Origin of the sequence: Streptomyces sp. NPDC048636 (assembly GCF_040650655.1) — a bacterium.
Classification (GTDB): Bacteria; Actinomycetota; Actinomycetes; order Streptomycetales; family Streptomycetaceae; genus Streptomyces.
Genome location: NZ_JBEZHR010000024.1, coordinates 18901 through 35217 on the forward strand (window position 1 = coordinate 18901; position 16317 = coordinate 35217).

Sequence of the window (16317 nt, forward strand, 5' to 3'; positions counted from 1 at the left end):
CCGCTTCCGGCCGGAAGATCAGCGAGACCTCGCCCCCGCCGGCCAGAGCGAGCGGGCCCGCGCCAACCTCGCGGCCCTGGAGACGTTGCGGGGCCTGGAGCGCGAGCGGCGCCCGGCCACCGAAGAGGAGCAGCGAACCCTCGCCCGCTGGTCTGGCTGGGGCGCCCTGCCGGTCATCTTCAACCCGCGGCCCGCGCGCGCCGCGTTCGGCGAGGGCGCCACCGAGGAGGAGCGGTTCGAGCGGGCGGCCGCGCGCTGGGACGCCGTCAGCGACCTGCGCGAGCAGATCAGGGAACTCCTCTCCGAGGACGACTGGGCGGCGGCCCGCCGTAACACCATCAACGCGCACTACACCGACGCCGACCTGGTCCGCTCGATCTGGGGCGGAGTCCGCGGACTGATTCCCCGGCCCCGCCGGGGTCTGCGCTTCCTTGAACCGGGCTGTGGCTCCGGCAACTTCATCGGCTTCGCTCCGGTCCTGCTGCAAGTGCAGATGACCGGCGTGGAGGTTGATCCGGTCACTGCGGCGATTGCTCGCCACCTGTACCCGGACGCCGAGATCATCACCAGCGGTCTGGAAGAGGTCCCGCTCGCCGACGGCGGTTTCGACGGCGTCGTCGGGAACGTCCCCTTCGGCCGGTACAAGCGGTTCGACAAGGTCCACAACCGGGACCTGAAGCTGTCGATCCACGACCATTTTGTGCTGAAGTCTCTGTACGCCACCCGCCCGGGCGGCGTCGTCGCGCTCATCACCTCCCGCTACACCCTGGACGCGGAGAAGCCGGATGCGCGCGAGCGCATGTACCAGCTCGGCGACCTGGTCGGCGCGGTCCGTCTGCCCGCCCGGGCGCACGCGGCGGCGGCTGGGACCGATGTCGTCACCGACGTGCTGTTCCTGCGGCGCCGGATGCCCGGCGAGGAGCCGGGGGACAAGACGTGGCTGACCTCCCGCAAGCGGGTGCTGCCCGGCCATGACGACGAACTCGCGGTCAACTCCTACTTCGACGCGCACCCCGAGTACGTGCTCGGCGAGCTGCGCGCGGGCTCCCGGGAGTGGGGGCCGGACGTCACCGTCATCGGGCGTACCGACCAGGCGCCGGCCGAAGCCCTGGCGGCCGCTGCCGCCGCCATCTCGGTGGAGGCTCGGGCCGCTGGGCTGGCCGCGGGCGCCGACCAGCGGACCGAGTCGGTGCAGACGATCGTCACCGGGGGCACCGAGGGTGCGCTCGGTCTCGACGCCGAGGGCAAGCCCACGATCATCGACGACGGCCGCCCGGTGCCGCTGGAGGTCCACCCCGACCAGCGCGAGCAGCTCATCCAGCTCATCCGGCTCAAGGGCCTGACCCGCGGCCTGTACGAGGCGGAGGCGGACACCCCCGAGCCCGGCGAGACCCCGCAGCTCGCCGCGATGCGGGCGGAACTGCGGGTGGCCTGGCGGGACTACCGCAAGAACCACCCGCCGCTGACCAAGCCGCGCCAGCACTACGTGTTCACCCCGCCCGAGGCCCGCGCGCAGGCCACGGCGCAGGGTCTGAAGGACGTCCCGGCCGCGTGGAAGCAGCGCACGGCGTTCGCCTGGATTGACGACGACCCCGACGCGAGCCTGCTGTTCGGCCTGGAGGAGTGGGACGAGCGGACGGGCAAGGGCACCGAACAGAAGGTGCTCCTGACACGCGTCCTGGAGCAGCGCACCCTGCCGTCCCGCGCGAACAGCCACGAGGACGCCATCGCCCTGGCGATGGAGTACGACGGCGGCCGCCTGGACATGAGCCGGGTCGCCAGCCTCCTGGGGTTGGATGAGGAGAGCGCGTCCGCGCAGTGCGCGGACGCCGGGCTCGCCTACCGCGACCCCGGGCAGCGTGACGCGGAACAAGGCGACGTCTGGGAGCCCCGGCACCGCTACCTGTCCGGCAACGTCCGCACCAAGCTCGCGGCCGCCCGGGAGCGGGCCGCCGACGACCCGACGTTCCAGGCCAACGTCTCCGCCCTGGAACGGATCCAGCCCGCCGACCTGGCGCCGTCCGAGATCAAGGCGAAGATCGGCGCCCCGTGGATTCCGGTCGAGACCTACAAGGACTTCCTCACCCACCTCGGCTTCACCGACGCCAGCGTGCTGCACGCTGGCGGCACCGTGTGGGAGGTCCGCGGCGCCAAGAACGGTGACCTGGCGCGCACCGAATGGGGCACCAGCTCCCGCCCGACGAAAGACCTGTTCAACGCATTGCTGCGGCAGGCCGACTCGACCATCCAGGTCACCTACACCGACAGCGACGGCCGGACCTACGTCGACAAGGCCGCCACAGACGAGGCCCAGGAGAAGGCCAAGCTGATCGTCGAGGCCTTCGAGGACTGGGTCTGGAACGACGAGACCCGCGCGGCCCGCCTCGCGAAGATCTACAACCAGCAGTTCAACAACCTGCTGCTGCCCGAGTATTCGGGCTCCGCACTGACCCTTCCCGGTCTGATCGGCGACTGGACGATGAAGGAGCACCAGAACGCGGCGATCCGCCGAATCGTCAATGAGCCGACGGCGTTGCTCGCGCACGTCGTCGGCGCGGGCAAGACAGCGACCATGGCCGCCGGAGCGATGGAGCTGCGCCGCACCGGCCTGGCGAAGAAGCCGTGCATTGTCGTCCCCAACCACATGCTCAAGCAGTGGTCGAGAGAGTTCAGCCAGCTCTACCCCCCACCCACCAAGATCCTGACGATCAGCGCGAGCGACCTGAACAAGAAGCGCCGCGCGAAGTTCATGGGCCGGATCGCGGGCGGCGACTGGGACGCCGTGATCCTCACGCACGAGGCCTTCAACCGGGTGCCGCTGCGCCCCGAGACCCAGCGCAACTACCTCGACAGCGAAATGAAGTCGCTGCGCGACCAGCTCGACGCCGCCGCCGAGGCGGGGATGCACCGCAACACGGTTAAGCAGATCGAAGAGTCCCTGGCCAACGCAGAGGCCAAGCTCCAGAAACAGATCGACTCCATGGACGACGAGAATGGCGTCTTCCTGGAGGACACCGGCATCGACTACCTCTTCTTAGACGAGGCGCACGAGTACAAGAACCTGCGCACCGTCTCGGCGATCCCCGGCGCCGCGATCCAGGGCTCGGCGAAGGCCACCAAACTCCACATGGTGCTCGACTACCTGCGGGCAACCAACGAGTCCGACCGCGTGGCGACCCTGGCCACCGGCACCCCGATCGCCAACTCGGTGACCGAGGCATACGTCCTCAAGCGCTACCTCGCCCCGCAGATCCTGGAGGAGATGGGGCTCGACGCCTTCGACAACTGGGCCGCGACCTTCGGCGAGGTCGTGACCCAACTTGAGCCCGACCCCAAGGGCGACGGATACAAGTACAAGGCGCGGTTCAGCCGCTTCTTCAATGTGCCAGAGCTGATGGCCGCCTACCGCACGTTCGCCGACGTGCAGATGGCCGAAGACCTGGACCTGCCCACCCCGCCCGTAAGGGAGAACGAGGACGGGCAGCGCGGCGAGACCATCCTCATCCCGCCCACCCCGGCACAGCGGCAGTTCATCAAGGAACTGCCGCACCAGCCCTGGGTGCGTAAGCCCGGCGGGGTCCTCAAGGCCCTCGGCGAAGGCCTGCGTGCCTCCGTCGACCTGGACCTGGTCGACGCCACCGAAGCCCTGCGCAATCTCGGGCTGAGTGTCACAGCCGAGCAGATCACCAGCGAAGGCCCGGCGCACGGCGGGCGCGTGCTGGACATGGACAAGATCGCTGACCTCGCCGACGCCGCCACCACCGACATGCGCAACCTCGGCGGCAGCAAGGAGATGGGCAGCAAGATCCCGTACGCGGCGGAGAAGATCGCGGAGATCTGGCAGGAGACGAAGGACATCGTCTACCCGGCCTCCGGCGACGACCCGACCCCGCAGGATCTCCCCGGCGGCCTCCAGCTCGTCTTCCTGGACGAGGGCACCCCGGGCAGCACCGCCAAGCACGCCGCCGACCTGTACGCGGACCTGCGTGACGAACTGGTCGCCAAGGGGATGCCGCGCGAGTCCATCCGCTTCATCCACGAGGCGGGCACCGACCGCAAGAAGGAGAAGCTGTTCGCCGACTGCCGCTCGGGGCGCGTCCGCGTCTTGGTCGGGAGCACGCAGAAGATGGGCACCGGGACCAACATCCAGGACCGGGCGGTCGCGCTGCACCACCTGTCCTACCCGTGGCGGCCGGCGGACATGGCCCAGCGCGACGGGCGGATCGAGCGGCGCGGCAACCTCAACGCCCCGTGGATCGACAACACTCCCGACCACGTCCGCATTCTGTACTACATCACCGAGCGGACCTTCGATGAGTTCCGGCTGACCACCCTCGCCCGCAAGGCCCGGTTCATCGGCCAGATCCAGCGCAAGGACTTCAGCGCGCGCGAGATCGAGGACATCGGCGCCGACGCCATCAACCTCGGTATGCTCTCCGCCCTGGCCTCCGGTGATCCGGCGATCCTGCAACTTGCCGAGGCGACCGCCGAACGGGCCCGGCTCCAGGGCCTGGCCCGGAGCTGGGACCGCCAGCAGGACACCCGCACACAGCAGCTCGGCGACATCGACGACTTCCTGGCCCGCGCGGACACCGCCCTGGAGGGCATGCGGGCGGCGGCACCGAACCGGAAGCCGACCACCGGTGATCACTTCGCCATGACCGTGGGAGACGCCACTTACCGCAGCCGCGACGCGGCCGCGAGCGCGCTCGGGGCCCGCATGGTCGCCATCGCCGGGGACCAGTCTCTGCGGCCCGGCGAGCGCATCCCGGTCGGAACCTTCGGCGGGCAGGACTTCCACACGGAGATCGCCTACGGAGCCAGCGGCCGCCGCCAGATGCGCCTGCGTTTCGCCTGGGGTCACGTCGTGCCCATAGGGCAGCGCGAGGACCGCGCCCAGTGGCAGACTTCTTCCGTCACCCAGTCCAACGGCCGTGGCGCCATCCAGAGCCTGGAGCACTTCCTCAACCACCTGGACGACGACCTCATCAAGTTGGAGCAGTCGGCGGAGTCCCTGGGCGAGCGTCGCGAGGAGATCGCCTCCAACCTCCGGCCGAAGGACGAGAACCCCTACCGCATCCAGGCCCGCTCCAAGGAGCGGGAGGAGAATGCCTTGGGCAGGCTCGTCGTCGCCAACGAGAAGGAGGCCGCCCTCGCCGAGCGGGTTGAACGTGCCGCGAGCGTCAACGAAGACGCTGCCGAGGGGGTCAACGAGGAACTCGAAGCACTGCGCGGGCACATCGTCAACCTGCGGCAGATCATCGCCGACGAACACGAGGTCCAGGCCCGGGTCCGGGGTCTGGTGCAGGACGAGAACCGCTCCGCCGACGCGCCCACCCCTGCGGAGAAGGCAGCCGAAGCGTTCGCCGCAGACCTGGTCAACGCGTTCCTTCCTGACGGCAGCGCCGAACCGCCGACTGCGAGCCCGTCCACGGGCAGCGCCGAGCCCCGGCGGGAGGACCCGCTGACCGAAGCGCAGGACCAGCCCGGCCCGGACGCCGAGCCCGCACAGCGCGCCCCTGAGCCCACCGCTCCCGGTGAGCCCGAGGCGGAGCCGTCCCCCGGCCCGAAGACGCCCGAGGCCTCCGGCGACAGCGAGGCCGCCGAGCAGGCTTCCCGGGAACAGCGGTTCCAGGAGGCCGTGGACGACCTCCTGTCCGGTGCTGCGGAGCTGGAAGGCGACTCGCCCGCCGCAGGAAACGACCAGGAAAGGGCCCCCGACGAGGACCAAGAGATTGCCGTGCCCGCGGGCTACCAGCCGTTCAGCGACAGCTCGGTGGACCTGGTGCCGGGCGACGTGGTCCGCGAGGGATGGCGGCAGTACATGGAGGACCGCCACCGTCAGTACCGGACGGTCGTCATCGTGGAAGGCCCCGACACCCGGGACGGCTACTACATCTGCCGACGGCAGAACAGCAGTGGAACCCACCGCGTTCACCCCCGGGAGATCGTGGCTGTGCCCGACGGCTCACGCCTCCTGGAACCCAGCACACCCGTCGCACAGGAGGGGCCTGCCCCCACCTCCCCGGAGACTGTGGACGAGGAGCAGGCGCCGCTCCAGGATCTGATCGACCTCTTTGGCGACCGGGTGTCGGTGACCCACATCGGCGGCGAGCCCACCGGCCAGCAGTCGGAACCTGCCGCCGCACCCCGCCTCACCGATGCTCAGGTGTGGGACGAAGGGCTCCGTGCCCTCTCGGACGCGGCCGCCGCGTCCGAGACGCTGCAACAGGCCGCCCGCGCCAACGACGCCGACAACTTCGTCCACGCCTTCGCCCGCTGGGCCGAGGACTGGACGATGGACCAGCACGAAGGCGTCCACCACTTCGAGCGTCCCCTGTGGGTCCGGCTCTACCTGGCGGGCGGAGAGCAGGCGTCTGCCGACCGGGAGCAGATGCACCAGACGGTCGCCGCGACCGTCTACCCGTTCCTCCGGGCCGCGGGGACTGAGTCGTCGGCGCAGGGACCGACGCGGGAAGCGCCCGTCCTCCTGGCCGCAGCGGAGACCGGCGCGGCCCCAGCGGCGGAGGAGCCGGGCGTCGCCCCAGCCGAGCAGCACACCGGCCCCTCCCCGGCCTTTGCGCGCTGCGCGGCCGTCCTGCGGTACTACGAGCCGCTGTTGCAGCGGCACAAGCTCTCCGGCCGTCAGGCCGTGGCGTTCATCGACCGGCCCGGTGTCGGCTACCGGTACGAGCCGGGCAATCCGCTGCCGGACCTCATGGCTGAGATCGGCAAGGTCGCCGAGCGCGTCGGCGGCTCCTACCGCATCAGCTACAGCGAGTGGGTCAACTACTCCGTCGGCGAGCGCCGACAGCAGCAGAGCGACACCCTCACCAACCTGAACCTCGACCTCATGACCCTGTACTCCGGGGAGACGGAGCCGCTGTTCCTGGTCGACCTGGAGGCGATCCTCGCCGCGCCCGGGACCGTGGTGGAGCTGCCCTCCGAGGCGGAGATTGAAGCCGAGGAGGCGGCCGCGGCCCGCATCGTGATCAACCATGACGCCGAGGGCACCGAGGTTCGCAACACCCCGCGCGGCGGGAACCAGGGCATCCGGGACGCGCTGAACGACCTGGGCTTCAACTGGTCGCGCCGTCAGCAGAAGTGGTACCAGCGCCGCGACACCCCCTTCGAGGAACGCGACACCGCCGTACGCGGTCTGCGCGCCGCCCTCGAGCGGCTGGGCGTCGCCTACACCTACAACGGGCCCGACCCCGCCCCGGAGGTGGAGGACGCCCCGCAGACCGAGGAGGAGACCACCACCGTCGGCGACGCCCCGGACGGGACACGGGCGCCGGAGAAGCCGGAGCCCGCCCCGCTGGCCGTCGCCGACGATCCCGGCCCGGCCGCCGACGGTGAGTCCGCGCCGGACACGGAGCCCGTCCCGCCGGTCGCAGCCGAACCGGCAGACGCACCCGCCGACACCACAGCGTCGGAGGACGCACCGGAGGACTCGGACGCCGACGGCGCCGACACTGTCCCGGCCGCCGAGGACACGGTGATCGTGCAGACCCCGGACGGGCCCGGCACGGTCATCGGCACCGACGACGGCAACCTGGTGCTGGTCACCACCCAGTCCGGCACCCGGGTCTGGGAGAGCAGCGACGTCCAGTGGCCCGGCAGCACCGACCGGCCGGAGAACACCGACCGCGCCGCAAAGGAGCGCCAGAACGCCGCAGACGCCGCACAGGCCGCGACCGCCGAAGGCATCGAGCTGCGCTACGGCAACGGCAACCGGCTGGTCGACCTGGACACGGAAGCCGGACACGGCACCGTGGTCGACGCCGAGGGCGCGGTCATCGGCTGGGTCCGCGCCCGGCTCGGCGACGACGGTCGCCGTTACTGGTGGGCGCAGGACTCACGCGGCGGTAGCCCCGACGACATGCCCTATTCCGAGACGCTGCCTCCCTCGGCCGGCGTCCCGGCGATCCGGGCTGCTGGGAGCATCCGCTCCGAACTCCACGCCGTCAAGGAGCCAGCGCACCGCAGCCCGACCTCGGCCGAGTTCGCTGCCCGCGAGGTGCGGCTGACCACGGCTCAGGTCCGGGAGCTGCGCCGCCTGGTGCTGGACGCCACCTACTCGGACGGCGACCCGATCGAGCCGCCGGAGTGGGTGGCCGCGCACCGCAAGTACGTCCTGAACACCGCGCAGATGCAGGCCCTTGGCGATGCGGCACAGGCTGCCGCCGACGCCTTCCCCGGCGTCACCGCCGAGGAACGGCGCACCGCACGCGTACTGCGCAACGCCGTCGAGCGCTTCGAGTTCGAGGTGTACGACACCGCCCGGTGGCGGGCCACGATTCCACCGATCGGTGAGACGGACCCGTACGCCGAGCCCTACCAGGCTCGCCCCCGCGCACCGGAGGAAGCACCGGACACCTCCACCTCTGCCAGGGAGCCCGCGCCCACTGCGACGCAGAAGACCCTCATCGGGAGCGAGGCGGAGCCTGCGGCCCTGGCGGACACCGGCGTTGCCGAACAAGGCGCGCAGGCGGATCCCGCACCCGAGGATGCACAGGCCGAGGTCCGCGTGGACCCGGCGCCGAACACCACCGTGCCAGACCCGGCGCCCGCCGACTCGGCACCCGAGGGCACCGGAGCACAGGAGGAAACACAGCCTGACCTCTCGCCCAGCGAGACCTCGGATGCCCCCGCACCCGCGCGGCGTATCGGCCGCCGACGCACCAGCCGGAAGGAACCCGCTATCCACCCGGGCGCCGAGGGCAGCCCGAAAGACGGACGCCTCGGCGTGTACGGGCACGCCGATCACGGCGAGTGCGATCGGTGCGGCACTCCCGACACCGACCGCTACACGACGGTGTGGACCTGGTACAGCGGCACCGAGGACGGCGGCGCCATGGCCGCCGAGTGCGGAAGCTGCGTCGAACTCACCACCGGCCTGTCCTACACGCAGTACCGGCGCCTGGCCGACATCGCCGAGGCCCGGCGAGGCGGCCGCCGCATGGAGCCGCGCCCGTTCCAGCGGGACGACGTCACCCTCCAGCACACGGCCGAGAATGAGTGGACCTACATCCACCTGCCCACCCGCAAGCGCTACCGCCTCGCACGCGAAGCCCAAAGCGGGTACCGGGGGTACGTGCTCCGGGATCTGTACGGCATCTCCCAAGGCACAGGCATCAGCGTGGACTCCGGCTACGAGCTGGCCGAGCGCGCGGCCCTGGGCCGCACACCGCAGACCCATCCGACCGACAGCGACGACTGGGTGCACTTCACCTACCGCTCGGGCATCGCCGAACGGGCGCTCCACGAGGGCGAGAGCATCCATGCCGACCACCCCGACCGGCCCCGCCGCAACGGTGCTCCCTACGAGCACGGACCGCGCTGGGACCTCACAGTAGGCGGGACCGACTACCAGGTGGAACTGGTCTACCAGCAGGGCCAGCCTGGCGATGACGGCCACCGCCTGGAGGTCACCGCCCCGGACGGCACCAGCGCCCGCTACGTGCAGTGGGACAGCGTGCTGGAGTGGGTACGCGAGCACGCCCGCGCCCCGGAGCCCCCGCAGACAGCACCAGCGATTGCCGCGCCGATCACCGAGGCTGAAGAAGCGCTGTCCACGGCAGAGACCATCCGCAGCACTCTTCAGAACAGCAGCACCACCAGCGCTCTGGCTCAGGCACGCGAAGCCTGGGACCGGGCCAGGACCCATTACGAAGTCGGTCGGCTCACCGAAGGGGACGGCCAACTCGCCACGGCACGCACGCACGCGATCCTGGCTCGATTCCAGGAGAACTCACGAGCCGACTTCCAGCCGCTCAAGGCCGCTGTACGTCAGTTCCACGACGCGGTGGACGACATCCTCTACCCGGGGGGCGCTGGATGGCGGCCGACGGTGGGCGACTACGTTCGTGCTCGGCACCGGTACGTGCCCCAGTCCGAGGGCTTCTGGATGAAGGTCACGGCGATCGGGGCCGACGGCATCCACGTCGTATCCGGCTCGACCGGCGACGCCAAGGCCGTCGTGCAGCCCACCGACCTCGGGCCCCACGCCGATCTGCCCTGGCAGGAACAGCCATCCCGCGCTCCCGGAGAGCCAAGGGCATCGGACCAGGAACGGCGGGCCCGCCTCGGCCTGCCTCCGCAGACGGTGCCCGACTCCGGCCTTCCAGAACCGACGGAGACGCAGAGCGCAGAGGCGGCATCGGACCCGGAGCAACTGAACCTGTTCGCCGCCGCGACCCCGGAGTCGTCCGCAGCTCCGGCGCCCGCCCCGCCGACTACGCCGGAAGACACTGAGGCGTCCGGCGCCGAGTCATCGGGCGAGCACAGATTGGGCCTGGTCGACGGGGAGAGCCTGACGTACCGGGGCCACTGGGACGGCCGCTACGAGATCAGCCTTCCGGGCACCAGCTACCTCCTGTTCCTGCCCTCCATCGAGTACCGGCGCACGAAGTGGGCCATCGCGTCGAACGACGAGCCGGACACCGTGTCCCCGAAGCGGCTGCGCCGGTTCGATGATCCGAACGAGATCATGCCGTGGGTACGGACCCACGCCTCCAGGCGGCAGACCGGATTCGTCTTCGGCGGCGGCGCCTGGACCGAAGCCCCGCAGGCCACCGAGCCGGAGCCGCCAGCGGCCGCCGAGGACGGACTGCTCCCGCCCCTCGGGACCGAGGAGACCGCCCCCGCCTCGGACCCTGCCGCCACCGACACGTCGCCCGCCGAGGCGGCTGCGCCGGATGAGGCTCCCGCTCCGGACCGCGCGGGCGAGGACCCCGACCCACAACCCAAGGAGGAAGCAGTGGCAGACGAGTCGGAACCCACTTCCGTCGCGACGGACGTCCCGGCCGTCGCCCCGCCCGTGGAAGACCTCACGGCGGCAACCCCCGCACAGGAGACAGCGGAGCCCGCCGTGGACGTCGAAGACCCGCCCGCGGCCCGGAACTTCACGGAGACGGTCCCGCTGGCCGCCGACGCCCGGTACCAACTACGGCTGACCAGCACGGAAGGCGAGGGCCCCCGCGAGGGGGAGCTCCGGAACGGCGAGATCACTATCGCCGCCGTCCGCCTGTCCGCCTCCGGACGCTGGTTCGCCCGGATGACGGTGGACGGGATGCCCGCCGACGTCACGGAGCTGAACGGCTCACCACAGGGGGCGGCGCACCAGGGCGCGGTCATGTACGCGGCACTCACCGGGGAGCCCTACGGGGAGCCGCCAGTCGCGGCCGACGCCCGTGGGCCGCTCTCGCGGGCGGACGTGCTGCGCGGCGAACTCCGCAGTGCTGCTGAGCAGCAGCTGCGCGCCATCACCGCGGCGGCCGCGCGGGTGACTCCGGACTACCGGCAGCATCCTCAGTTTCAGGCCCTGAGCAACCGGCTCGGGCGGCTGGGTGCCGCCGATGTCGAGGAGCACGGCTCGCAGCAGATGGCCGCGAACCTCACCGCGGTCCAGCAGGCGGTCAACGTCTGGGGCGCTGCCCTGCCCGTGGACCCCGCCCTCGATGAGCGCCAGCACCTGGTCTTCCCGCTGGTGAACCTGCTGCACCAGACCATGCTCCTGCACGGACGTCTCCAGACCACCCTGGACGTGATGCGGGCCGAACGCGAGGCCGCGCGGGAGCAAGAGGCCACGGCCGCCGCCCTCACGGCGGCCGGGCCCGCCCAGGACGACAGCGCACAGCAGACTCCGGCCCCGGCCTCCGACCCCGCCGACGCACCCGGCCCGGAGCGGGATGCCGACGTGGCGGCAGCTGACCAGCCCGCCCCGAGCGAGGCACCGGTGGACCGGGAGATGGCCGCTCCTGCCCGTCCCGCGACACCAGATGCGATCCCACCCGTCCCCACCCCGGAGGTGAAGAAGGCCCCGCGGGGTGAGCAGCCGTCTGCCGCCTCACCCGCGCCGGACGCGGCCGAACCCGCCACGGAGGCCTCCGCCGACGGCCCCGTTCCGGCCGCCGACGGCGAGCCCGCCCCGGGCGCGGACAATGCCGGGGCCGGGTCGGCGGCCGAGCCGTCCGCCGCTGCGGAGCCGGTGGGGGAGCTGCCGTTGTGGACTGGCCCGGCGGAGGCCGGCCCGGCGGACGACCGCCCGGTCGATGTCGTCGCCGACTTCGCGCCCGTCAAGGAGGCATTCGACGAGCACGTGCCCGCCGACAGGGGCACAGGCGATGACCTGTTCGCCACGGTGGAGGACGAACTGCGGCGACTCGAGGGGCTGTTCGCTCAGGCCGTCGCCAAGGTGAAGCCTGATGCCGGACCGGAGACCGGCCCCGCAGCGGCGCTGGCCGCCGCCGTGCACAGCACCGAGCCCGGGTCGGCGGCCGCGCCGTCGCCCCGTGAGCCAGGGTCGGCCGCCAACGGCACCGGCCCGCAGCAGTCGGCGGACGCAGTGAACTCGGCGCTGAGGGAGGCCGACAGGCACGCCCCCGCCCTCCGCGACCTGCCGGAGTGGCAGCGCATCCAGAGCGTGAGGGGCGCATTCGGCCACCTGATGAGCGTCATCAAGGAGCGGGCGGGTGAGCATTTCGGCAAGCTCATGGGAGACGGCCGCGTCTCCGATTTCGTGCGCCGCGTCTCGATCCGCGCGTGCGAGAGTATCGCCAGATGGGCGCAGAAGGGCGCGGACCGGCTGCGCCGCAGCGACGAGCACGGTACGGACAAGAGGGCGAGCCTGCCGAGCGCGGAGGCACTGCTGCGGCTGGGAGATGCGGCCCGCGAGTACCGCAGTCCGCGGCACGGGGGCGGCACTCCGCCTCCGCCCGCGACCGGTGCGAACACGGTCGACATCCCCGCGATGCGCAAGATGGGCGAGGCCCTGAACCGGCCGATGCCCGGTGCCACCAAGCGCGTGGTGTCCACGGCGGCAGCCCGGGGCCGGTCGACCACCGGCGCCAAGCGGGGAGGCAAACAGGCCGCACCCGACGGCACCGAGCAGGCCGGGCACCTGCGCCGTGGCGGCGCCGAGCCGCAGCAGGAGCCCCGTAGGCCCAAGCGGTAGCCGCAGGCCCACCGCACGCAGCCCCCGGTGGTCAACGCCGGGGGCTGCTCGTACAAGGGTTGGTAACAGGCGTTCAGCGGGCCGTGCGGTAGGCGACCGCGGAGTCCGGACAGCCGTTCGCGATCTCGACCAGTGTGGCCTTCTCCGCAGGATCGACCGCCAGACCCCAGCGGGACTTCACCACGGTCCACTCCTCGAGGTACCGGCAGTGCGCCGCGGGGTCGGAGGGCAGCCACTGGGCCGGATCCTGGTCGGCCTTCGAGCGGTTCTCCCGTGCGCTGACCGCGACCAGCGCCCGGGCATCGTCCAGGTCGTTGGCGTAGGCCTGCCGCTCCTGGGCCGACCAGGTGGAGGCTCCGCTGTCCCATGCCTCGGCGAGCGGTGTGAGGTGGTCGATGTCGAGGCTCCGTGCGTCCGTCACGTCGGCGTCGTCGTAGTACGAGTGCCATGCCCCTCCGCTGATCGAGCAGCGACTGCTCACGGTGGGCGGCTCGACCGCCTCGTCGAGCAGCACCTCCTGCCGGGTTGAGCACCCGTCCCGGTCCGCATCGACCCAGTGCCGGAATGCGGTGCGCTGGTAGCCGGTTCGGTCCTCGGCCGTCACGGGCAGCGAGTTGATGGCTTCCCGCAGCGTGGTGGTCACGTTCTGGCCGGGCTCTGCTGACGCGGGCGTCACCGCACCGGCCAGCGCCGCGGCGGTGGCGGCGAGCACGAGGACGGTGGACCGGAGGTGGATCATCTGTCTGCCTTCTCTCTGGAGAGTCGGCTTCACGTCTACCGGGGCCCGGCGGAGCACCGGATGAATCTCGGCGGATCCTGCTGTCGCAGTTGGGCTCCCGGCTCCGAAGGGGTGAGGGGCGACTCCTGCGGGCGTTGGAGGAAGCCGCGCTCGGCGACGCGCGCTGACGACAGCACCAAGGCAGGTGGCCCCGGACCGTAGTCCGGAGCCACCTGCACTGCTGGCCGGAGGGGGCGGGGCCGTCCGGCGTGCTACTTGCTGCGGCCGCGTTTTTGCTCGGGGCCGGCGGGACGGTGGGCGGGTGACTGGGCGGCGCCCGGGGACGGGGTGGAGGGCCGTCGGCCGCTCGTGGTGGACCGGGCCTTGGCGGCCTTGGAGTTCACCCGCTGCTGGGCCTGTTCACCGCCCGGAGCGGTTCCGGCCCCTTGGCGGCGGTATACCTCGTCGCCGGTGCGGCGGCTGCTGATGACCAGGGTGCCGTCTGCCGAGGCATGTATCTCGTTGCCCTTGGTGACGGCGTGGATGCTGCCGTCCTCGCCGCGTGTGGTGAAGTCGGCGCGCGGGTGATACATCCGGCCGTCGAACTTCAGGCCCGGGTCAGGGTTCTTCGCCACACCGCTGTACTGGTCTTCCACTTCGTCCAGCACTGCTCCCAGCCGGTCGAACGCCTCATCGGCGCTGGTGGCCGCAGGGAGGCGATCCAGGCGCTCGTAGACGATGGCGAGACGCTGCGGGAGGGAGAGAGGTTCGTCGGGGCTTGGGTCCGGCACGGAGTGACTCCAGGAGACGGCAGGTGGGTGAGGGGTGAGTTCCGGTGCCTCAGTGGTTCAGCAGGTTCCGGGCGTGGGCCAGAGCCAGGGGGAGCGAGGCGACGGTGGTGTCGTGGCCGGTGAAGGCCGCCGCGTCGTCGGGGTCGACGGACACGCCCCATTCGTCTGCTGTCCCATCGATGACGGCGTGACGTCCGCCGAGGTGAATGCTGATTGATACCGCACCCGAGGCGTGGACGGTGACCGTGCTGTCGGCTGCGTCTCCGAAGGTGGTGCGGACGGCCTTCTGCACGGCGTCCTCAGTGGGGGTGTCGGTCACTGACGTCTCCTCATGTCTGCGTTTCCGGTTGGGCTCAGGCCGTGTAGAGCTCGACCATCCGCCCGTCTGGATCTTTCACCACGTGGTGGCCAGGGGCCAGCGGCGGGGTCAGGGTCTGGCCATCGACGGTGAAGCCGAGCCGCGCGCTGCTCGCGGGCCGTTTGGCGGTGGCGGGGTAGAGCTCGATCACAGTGCCGTCCGGCAGCGTGGTGGAGTAGTGAACCGGCCCGTTGCCGTGCTGTTCCCGCACGAAAGGGAATCCCAGGCCGGTGTAGAACGCGCGGGAGTCCTCCAAGTGATCGGTGTAGAGGACCATGAGGGCGATGCGAGCGGTGGCGGTGGCCGTAGGGGGCAAGGGATCTCCTTCGGCGGCAGGGTGGTCGTGGCGGTTTCGCTGAACAGGTGCCAGTCTCCTGGCAGATGGCGCGGGCCGCCGTCGTGTGGGACGGCAGGCATGATCAGCCTACCCCTAAACTCACCTCTTAAGAGGTGAGTTTAGGGGTAAGTGCCGATCTGCTCCGGCGGAATCGTCCCGCATGCTGGGCCGGTCCGTGAGGATGGAGCTATGTCTGACGATCAGCAGCCCGATTACTTCGAAGCCCTGGCCCGGCGGATCGGCCAGCAGATAGCCTCCGGCCCCGCCTTCGAAGGTTTCCGCGGACATCTGGCCGACGGTCTCACTCCTTCAGGAGACCGCTGGCAGGAGTATGTCGTCCAGGTCCTCACCCCGAGCCTGAAGTCCCGTAGTGGGGACCGCGGCCCGGACCTCACCACCGCCTTCACCGCCGAGCTCCAGCGGCGTGTCCAGGACTTCTACGCCCACTTCACTGCTGGCGCTTCATGGACAGAGGCGCTCCAAGCTCCGCCTGGGGCCCAGCTCGTCACCAACGACATCCGCCAGCGTGCCTTGCAGGCCGTACAGCAGACCGCCGACCGCCTCGACACGGGTGAGGCCACCGCCGAGGGCCTCCCGGACGAGCTTCTGACCGTCATTGCGGAGTCGGCGCAGACGTTTGTCGCCTCCCAGCCTGCCGGCCTGTCCTGGGAGACGCGCCGCAACCTGTTCATGTGGTTCTGGGCCGTGCTGGTGTTCTTCGTCGTCATGCAGGCCCAAGTGCAGAGCGAGACTGCCAAGGAACTCCTCGAGGACGCAGGCGGCGCCACCCTCGTCGCGGGTCCGGTCGTCACCGGAGCCGCTTATATCTGGAACAAGGTCCAGCCCAACCCGGACCCCGGCGGTGAGGATAACGAGGCCTGACAACAGCGCTGGCGCGCCGTCGAGATCTGGGCCTGGGCCAGGAGAGCGGAAGTGACCGCCACGCATCGGCGTTTGGCCGCAGATAGCGTCTCGTGAAGCAGCATCGCTGCTCCATGCCCGGATGGCCGGTGCTTGAGTGAACGGGCCATTGCCAGTGGGAGAGACGATATGGCGGCACAGGAAGATCTGTACGACCGAGCCGCCCGAGTCTTCGGCAGAGGCCAGGGCGGAGGGGTGAACTGGCCCTACGGCGTCGCCACACCGACGCGGTTC

At 71.0% G+C, this 16317-nt stretch carries 6 protein-coding genes; 2 read left to right on the plus strand and 4 right to left on the minus strand.

All coding sequences use genetic code 11. The features are described from left to right. Window positions 1–85 precede the first annotated feature (85 nt). A complete protein-coding gene (locus AB0C66_RS35250; protein ID WP_362448448.1) occupies window positions 86–12958 on the plus strand; it encodes an SNF2-related protein in 12873 nt (4290 codons plus the stop codon). A 73-nt stretch (window positions 12959–13031) separates the two neighbouring features. Here AB0C66_RS35250 and AB0C66_RS35255 read toward each other — a convergent pair whose 3' ends face one another. From AB0C66_RS35255 to AB0C66_RS35270, 4 genes are all read right to left on the minus strand, one after another. Beyond that, a complete protein-coding gene (locus AB0C66_RS35255; protein ID WP_362448451.1) occupies window positions 13032–13697 on the minus strand; it encodes an HNH endonuclease family protein in 666 nt (221 codons plus the stop codon). Window positions 13698–13948: 251 nt separating this feature from the next. Further along, entirely contained in the window at window positions 13949–14467 is a 519-nt protein-coding gene (locus AB0C66_RS35260; RefSeq protein WP_362448454.1) for a hypothetical protein, read from the minus strand. A 49-nt stretch (window positions 14468–14516) separates the two neighbouring features. Beyond that, on the minus strand, window positions 14517–14786 hold the full coding sequence (locus AB0C66_RS35265) for a hypothetical protein (RefSeq protein WP_362448457.1): 270 nt from the start codon (window positions 14784–14786) through the stop codon (window positions 14517–14519). 34 nt (window positions 14787–14820) lie between these two features. Continuing rightward, window positions 14821–15141, minus strand: a complete 321-nt coding sequence (locus tag AB0C66_RS35270) for a VOC family protein (protein WP_362448460.1) — start codon at window positions 15139–15141, stop codon at window positions 14821–14823. A gap of 210 nt (window positions 15142–15351) precedes the next feature. Here AB0C66_RS35270 and AB0C66_RS35275 point away from each other — a divergent pair, with 210 nt between their 5' ends. Further along, on the plus strand, window positions 15352–16044 hold the full coding sequence (locus AB0C66_RS35275) for a hypothetical protein (protein WP_362448463.1): 693 nt from the start codon (window positions 15352–15354) through the stop codon (window positions 16042–16044). Window positions 16045–16317 lie beyond the last annotated feature (273 nt).